Source organism: Longimicrobium sp. (assembly GCF_036280135.1).
Classification (GTDB): Bacteria; Gemmatimonadota; Gemmatimonadetes; order Longimicrobiales; family Longimicrobiaceae; genus Longimicrobium.
The window spans coordinates 1-5,969 of the sequence record NZ_DASURI010000591.1; the positions used below are offsets into that span (position 1 = coordinate 1).

6 protein-coding genes are annotated in these 5,969 nt (G+C 73.7%); 2 read left to right on the plus strand and 4 right to left on the minus strand.

Annotated features, from left to right (window positions below):
- Together VFZ20_RS19085 and VFZ20_RS19090 are read left to right on the plus strand one after the other, a co-directional pair.
- On the plus strand, positions 1-183 hold a 183-nt coding region (locus VFZ20_RS19085), incomplete at its 5' end, for a VOC family protein (protein WP_329685524.1).
- Positions 180-572: a DUF2784 domain-containing protein gene (locus VFZ20_RS19090; protein WP_329685525.1), complete on the plus strand. Its 393-nt coding sequence runs from the start codon at positions 180-182 to the stop codon at positions 570-572. The genes VFZ20_RS19085 and VFZ20_RS19090, both read left to right, overlap by 4 nt.
- Before the next feature lie 119 nt (positions 573-691).
- On the opposite strand, the gene VFZ20_RS19095 is transcribed toward VFZ20_RS19090, so the two are convergent.
- Genes VFZ20_RS19095 through VFZ20_RS19110 form a run of 4 tightly spaced genes read right to left on the minus strand, consistent with a single transcriptional unit; the run spans position 692 to position 5,582 of the window.
- Positions 692-1,513: a DUF429 domain-containing protein gene (locus VFZ20_RS19095; protein WP_329685526.1), complete on the minus strand. Its 822-nt coding sequence runs from the start codon at positions 1,511-1,513 to the stop codon at positions 692-694.
- Between the two features lie 40 nt (positions 1,514-1,553).
- The gene (locus VFZ20_RS19100; RefSeq protein WP_329685527.1) at positions 1,554-3,479 is read right to left on the minus strand and encodes a hypothetical protein; all 1,926 of its coding nucleotides are present in this window, start codon (positions 3,477-3,479) and stop codon (positions 1,554-1,556) included.
- 7 nt (positions 3,480-3,486) lie between these two features.
- Positions 3,487-5,052, minus strand: a complete 1,566-nt coding sequence (locus VFZ20_RS19105; protein WP_329685528.1) for an aminopeptidase P N-terminal domain-containing protein — start codon at positions 5,050-5,052, stop codon at positions 3,487-3,489.
- Positions 5,053-5,099: 47 nt separating this feature from the next.
- Positions 5,100-5,582 carry a hypothetical protein gene (locus VFZ20_RS19110; protein ID WP_329685529.1) on the minus strand — a complete coding sequence of 161 codons (483 nt, stop codon included), beginning with the start codon at positions 5,580-5,582 and terminating at the stop codon, positions 5,100-5,102.
- Positions 5,583-5,969: the final 387 nt, after the last annotated feature.

A 5,969-nucleotide genomic window follows, 5' to 3' on the forward strand; every position in this document is an offset into this window, starting at 1 on the left:
GGCGACCACAGCTGGTTCGGCTACCTGCGTGTGGACGATGCCGACGCGTTCTTCGCGCGGTTCACGGGCGCCGGCTTCACGCCCACGTCGCACATCCAGACCAAGCCGTGGGGCATGCGCGAGTTCACCGTCCGCACGCCCGACGGCCACCGCATCACCATCGGCCACACGATCGCGGCGTGATCTGGCGCACGCTGGCCGACGTGGTGCTGGTGCTGCACCTCGCGTTCGCCATCTTCGCGGGGATCGGCGGGCTGCTGGTGCTGCGCTGGCCGCGGCTGTGGCGCATCCACGTGCCGTGTGCCGTGTGGGGCGCGCTCATCATGTTCGCGGGGTGGATCTGCCCGCTCACGCCGCTGGAGAACGGGCTGCGGCGCCGCGGCGGGCAGGCCGGCTACGAGGGCGGGTTCATCGAGCACTACGTGGTGTCCGTGCTCTACCCGCGCGGCCTTACGCGCGGCATCCAGTTCGGCATCGGCGCGGGCGTGGTGATCGTGAACGCCGCCGTCTACGGCTCCCTGATCGCCCGCGCCCGCCGCCGTCGCGAGCGGATCGACGCCCGCGCATCCTGAAGGGAAACCCAAAAAAGAATTCCCACACGGGGCCTTCGGCCAACGGGGTGAACGGTAACTGATCAAAACCGTTGACTCCGTTGGCCGCAGGCCCCGTGTGAGCATGCAGTTCCCCGCGATCAGCCCGCCTGGCCCACGGCCGCGGGGGGGCGGTAGATCCATCCCTCCAGCGCCACGGTGTCCGCGGGAACGGTGGCGGCGCGGGCGGGCTGGTCCAGGTCGTCGCGGCACTGGTAGGCCACGAGGCACGCGATGCAGGCGTCGCGCGCGTCCTCCAGCGTGCAGGCGATGGCCTCCAGCGACGGATGGTCGAACGACAGGTACGGCCGCCACGCCGCCGGCCGCGCGCGCACCTCGCCCGCGCGGCTGGGCACGCGCGAGCCTTTGATCCCCAGGTCCTTCACGGCGCCGGACGGGTACACCTCCACGATGGTCGTGGCCGCGCCGGTGCGGGGCAACACGGGCAGGATGCTCACCTCCTCGCCGCCGTCGCGCATCTCCCACAGCAGCCGCATCCCCTCCACCGTCTGGCGGTACAGTCGCAGGTCCAGCGGGGCCATGGCGCCGCCCGTGTCCGTCCGCCGCCCCGCCTTGCCGAACGCCGTAAGCCCGTCGCGCACCTCGTCGGGCGGACGGTCCGCGCACCACGACGCCACGCCGCGCCACGACCGCTCGCGCAGCCCCTCGATGGTGGCCACGGCCTCCGACGGCAGGCCGAACGGAAAGTCGGCGCCCCACAGCACGGGCGCGTCGTCGTCCGCGCGGGCGTGGCGCCGCCAGCCGCCGGTGACGTACGCGGCCAGGTCCGCGCGAAACGGGTGCGGGCACACGCTGACGATGCACAGGCGGCCGTCGCGCTCCTCGCCGACGGCCGTCCACAGGTTGTTCAGCGGCTCCTTGGCGCCGCTGAAGTCGATGCCGCCAAAGTAGCGGAAGGTCACAGGGTCGAGTTCTGCTGGATCGGGTGGATCAGGATCGTTCTCAGGCGCGGGCGCGCAGGTCCGACGCCGCGCGGTCAATGCGCATGGCCGCGTCGTCCACGCCGTCCGTAAAGGCGAGAAAGACGGGCGCGCCGCGCTGCTGGCGCACTTCGATGCCGTTGCGGTACGGCAACACGGCCCGCACGCGGCTCACGGCCAGCTCGCTGCGCTGCCCGGCGGACGTCACGAGCAGCAGCCGGCGCTCCGTGAGCACGAAGCGGCACACGGCGCGGCGCTGCAGGTCCGACAGGTCGCGCGCGTGGTCCAGGGTGCCGTCCACCAGCGCGCGGCGGGGCAGCACGGGGCCGGGCAGGTCCGGCGGCGGAGGCGCGGCGCCGGCCGGCGCCACGTACACCTGCACCTCGCGCTGGGCCAGGCACGATTCGTCGGCATCCAGCGCCACGTCGGTTTCGCAGGGCGACAGCGGCTCCGTGGCCGCGCGGTACAGCGCCCGCAGCCGCTCCAGCGCCCCGCGCCGCGACGCGCCCGCCGGCAGCGCCCCGATGCCCGCCCACGCGAGCGAGACGCCCAGCTCGTGCTCCTCGTAGTCCGCCAGCGCCTCGGGAGCATCGGCGGATGCGGATTCGGTCGATGCGGCAGGTTCGATCGGCGCGGCGGATTCGGCGGATTCCGGCTGCTCGCTGACCGGCGGCTCGTGCATGGGCGAGTCGGCGGCGGCGGCGCGGGCATCCAGACCCGGCGATTGAAATCGCGGCACCGAAGACGTGATGTCGGCCTGCGCCGACGGGTCCGGTTCCGCGGCCACCGCGCCCATCGGCACAGGTCCGTCGATCGGCACCGCAGTCCCCGAGACCGGCATCGGCACCTCGTCGATGAGCGGCTCCGTCACCGCGATCGGCGACTGGGAATCGGCTACATCGGCCGGCCGATCATCCTCCGCCGCGCGCACCGGCAGCGCCTGGTCGACGATCACGGCCGTCTGCGGATCGACATCCACTCGCGTCACCCGATCCGCATCCACCGGCATCGGCTGATCCGCATCAACCGTGATCGGCACATCCGCAGAATGCGATCGATCCGCATCAACCGCCATCGGCTGATCCGCATCGACCGAAACCGGCTGATCGGCATCTGCCGGAGCGGCGAGGGCGGGACGGGGGGCGGGGAGGGATGCGTCCGACGCCGTCAGCAGGGACGGCGCGGAGGCCGCCATGCCGCCCACCAGGCCCGCCTCGGCGCGCAGGCGCCACACGCCGTCGTCGTCCAGGTCCAGCGCGCGCTCCAGGCAGATGAGCTCGCGCTCCTCGTCGGCGCTCAGGGCGCCATCGGCCATGAAGTGCCGCAGGAACGTGCGATACAGCGACAGGCCCTCCGTCCGCAGCGCCGCCGGCGTCACCCCGAACCGCCCCGCCTCGGCGCGCACGGCCACCTCCGTCACGGAGCACGCGCTCCCCGCCGCCACGATGCGGTGATGGATGGCCGCAAGCGCCTGCGTCACCGGCGTGGGCGCGGACGGCGCCTCCGCGGCGACGGACGGGGCGATCGGCCGGGCAGACGCCACGGGCTCGGCGTCGGGGTGGCGAGGCCAGAACTCGGGGATGATCCACAGCAGGTAGCCCATCCCCAGCAGGTCCACGGCCAGGAACGCCACCGTGGCCCGCCACGCGCCCTGGGCGGCGGCCAGCATCATCCCCTCGCGCGTGGCCATGAGCCCCAGCGCCAGGAACGCCAGCCCCCAGCCGACGCGGTGAAAGCGCAGCAGGGGAAAGATGGCGGCCACCGCCAGCACGGGGACCGCCAGGTTCAGCGCGCTGGTGGACCACGCCGCGCCGTCGCGCAGCGAGTGCCACGCCAGGTTGCCGCCGTTGATGGCGATGAACAGGAGCCAGCCCGCGAGCGCGCCGTCCAGCCAGTCGTTGCCGCGCTCGGCGGCCCCCGGGGCGTGCTCCCGCTCGCGGTGCGACACGGGTCCGTCAGCGCGGGTGAACGCCGCGGTACCACTCCACCATCTCCGGGCGCCGCTCGCGGTTCCAGAGGCTTTCCTCGTTCATCAGCGCCTCGATCTCGGCGATCTCGCGCGGCGCCCCGACCGAGGCCCGCTCCAGCCCCTGCTCCGTGAAAAAGTAGTCGTCCTCGATGCGCACGCCGATGTTCCGGTACCGCTGCAGGGCCCCGCGCACCCGCTCGCGGAAGGCGCGGTTGCGCGGCGTGTCGGGCAGGTAGTCCAGCGCGTCGGCGCGCACGTAGATGCCCGGCTCCAGCGTGAACGCGCTGCCCACGGCGAACCCGGCCGTGTAGCCGATCTCGGGGTCGTGCACGTCCAGGCCAATGCCGTGCCCGATGGCGTGCATGTAGTACAGGAACAGCTGCGGGCACGTCCGCACGGCGCCGCCCCGCTCGCAGTCGTACGTGGCCGTGTCGGAGTCCATCAGCCCCAGCCGCACCAGCCCCTGCGACATCACGGCCGACGCGGCCTGGTTCAGCCGCCCCATGGTCACGCCGGGGCGCGCCTCGGCCTCCGCCGCCTTTTGCGCCGCCAGGACGAGCTCGTAGATGGCGCGCTGCTCCGGCGTGAACCGCCCGCCCACGGGGATCGTCCGCGTGACGTCCGCCGAGTAGCCGTTGTACGACGCGCCGATGTCCATCACCAGCGCCTCGCCGGCCTGCATGTAGCGGTCGGCCGTGCGGTAGTGCAGCGTGGTCGAATTCGGCCCCGACGCCACGATGCTGCCGAACGCCGGCCGCTCCGAGCCGTAGCGGCGAAAGGTGCCCTCGATGAGCGCGTGGACCTCGAACTCGTTCATCCCCGGCTCCGTGGCGCGCATGGCCTCGCGCTGCGCCAGGGAGGTGATGTGGATGGCGCGCCGCAGCATGTCGATCTCCGCGGGCGACTTGCGCTGCCGCATGGTGCGCAGCCGGTCGGACAGGTCCGTCACCTGGCGGATGCCCGACTGCTGGCCCCGGAGCGCCTGGATGAACTGCTGCTCGGGCGACTGCCAGCCCCGGGCGCGCTCTGGCGTGAGCGTGTACAGCGTCGTGGCGCCCCGCAGCAGCGAGTCCAGCGCGGCGGGCATGCGCTCCACGTCGTACGCGGGAATGCCCGTCATGCGCGTGGCCCCTTCGGCGCCGATGCGCGCGCCGTTCCAGATCTCCGACGTGGGGTCGCGCGGCATCACGTACAGCCGCTCGCTCACCTGGTCGCCCTGCTTGCGGATGACGAGCAGGGCGCCCGGCTCGTCGTAGCCCGTCAGGTAGCGGAACTCCGGCTCCTGCGCGAACGCCGACCAGCTGGCGCTGGGCTCCTCGGCGCCCATGGCGACGAGCACGCCGTCGCCCATCTGCCCGGCCAGCGCCCGCCGGCGGGCCGCGAACTCCTCGCGGGGGATGGGCGCGGGCGCCAGGGGCCCGGCGGGCACGGCCCAGCCGCGGTCCGGGCTGGTGGACGGCGCGGGGACGGGCGCCTGCGCGGCGGCGTGCCCGGCGAGCAGGGCCGCGGCGAGGGCGGGGACGGCGGTGTGGCGAAGGGCGACGACGCGCATGCGGGCCGGGGTCGGTAGCGGATGGGTATGGATGCGGAGGATGCGCGTTACCGGGCGGTGACGCGCGTCTCCAGGACGGTCTCGGTGTCCCACCCCGTGCCGGGGTAGGTGTGCACCACGCGCAGGGCGTAGGCGCCGGCCGGCAGGCCGCGGACGGTGGCCGTGTAGGGGATGGCGCCGATGGACTGGATGCACATGGCGTCCGGGTCCGCCGCGGCCGACACCCGCAGCGTCACCGCCTCGCCGGCGCGCTCCACGGCGCCCGTGAGCCGGTGGCAGGGCGTGGGCGTGCGCGCCACGCCGCGGACCACGGCGCCGCCGGCCGCGCCTTCGGCCGTGGCGGCCTGGTCCTGGCCCGTGGACGAGCCGGCTTGGCCGGGCACGAGCTCCACCGTCACCTGGCCGGCCCCCTGCGAGGGCGCGGTGGTCGGTGTTCCCGCGCTGTCTGGCCCGCCGGCCGTGGACTGCGACGGCTGCGCGCAGCCGACGAGGAGCGGCAGCAGCAGGGCCGCCGATAGGACGTTGCGCATGGCACCTGTTCCTCTCTGGAAAGAGCGCACTCCGGGCGGCGCATATTGCCGTGCGCGCGCGCCGGGGCGCAAGTACGATCGAGCAACCACCTTCATCCGGTGCGACACGACTCCCGGCCTGGAAGGACAGATCGCGGCGGCGGCGGGCCGCCCCCCATCCCCTGCCCTTCCCCCACAAACGGCGTGGGGGAAGGGGGATCAAGGCCCCTGCACGTAGGCGGGCAGTCTGCCGGCCCGCGGAGGGCCCCCTCCCCCCGACCCCCTGCCCCCGCTCCGCGGGGGAGGGGGAGAACTGCGAATCCGCGTTGGAATCAACTCCGCGCGCTGAACCCGCCTTCTCGCAAACCCCTCCCCCGAAGTTGGGGGAGGGGTCGACCGCCGTTGCGA

Coding starts and splice junctions, on each gene's coding strand:
- VFZ20_RS19110 (WP_329685529.1), bottom strand. CDS start 5,582: ATGCGCAACGTCCTATCGGCGGCCCTGCTGCTGCCGCTCCTCGTCGGC.
- VFZ20_RS19105 (WP_329685528.1), bottom strand. CDS start 5,052: ATGCGCGTCGTCGCCCTTCGCCACACCGCCGTCCCCGCCCTCGCCGCG.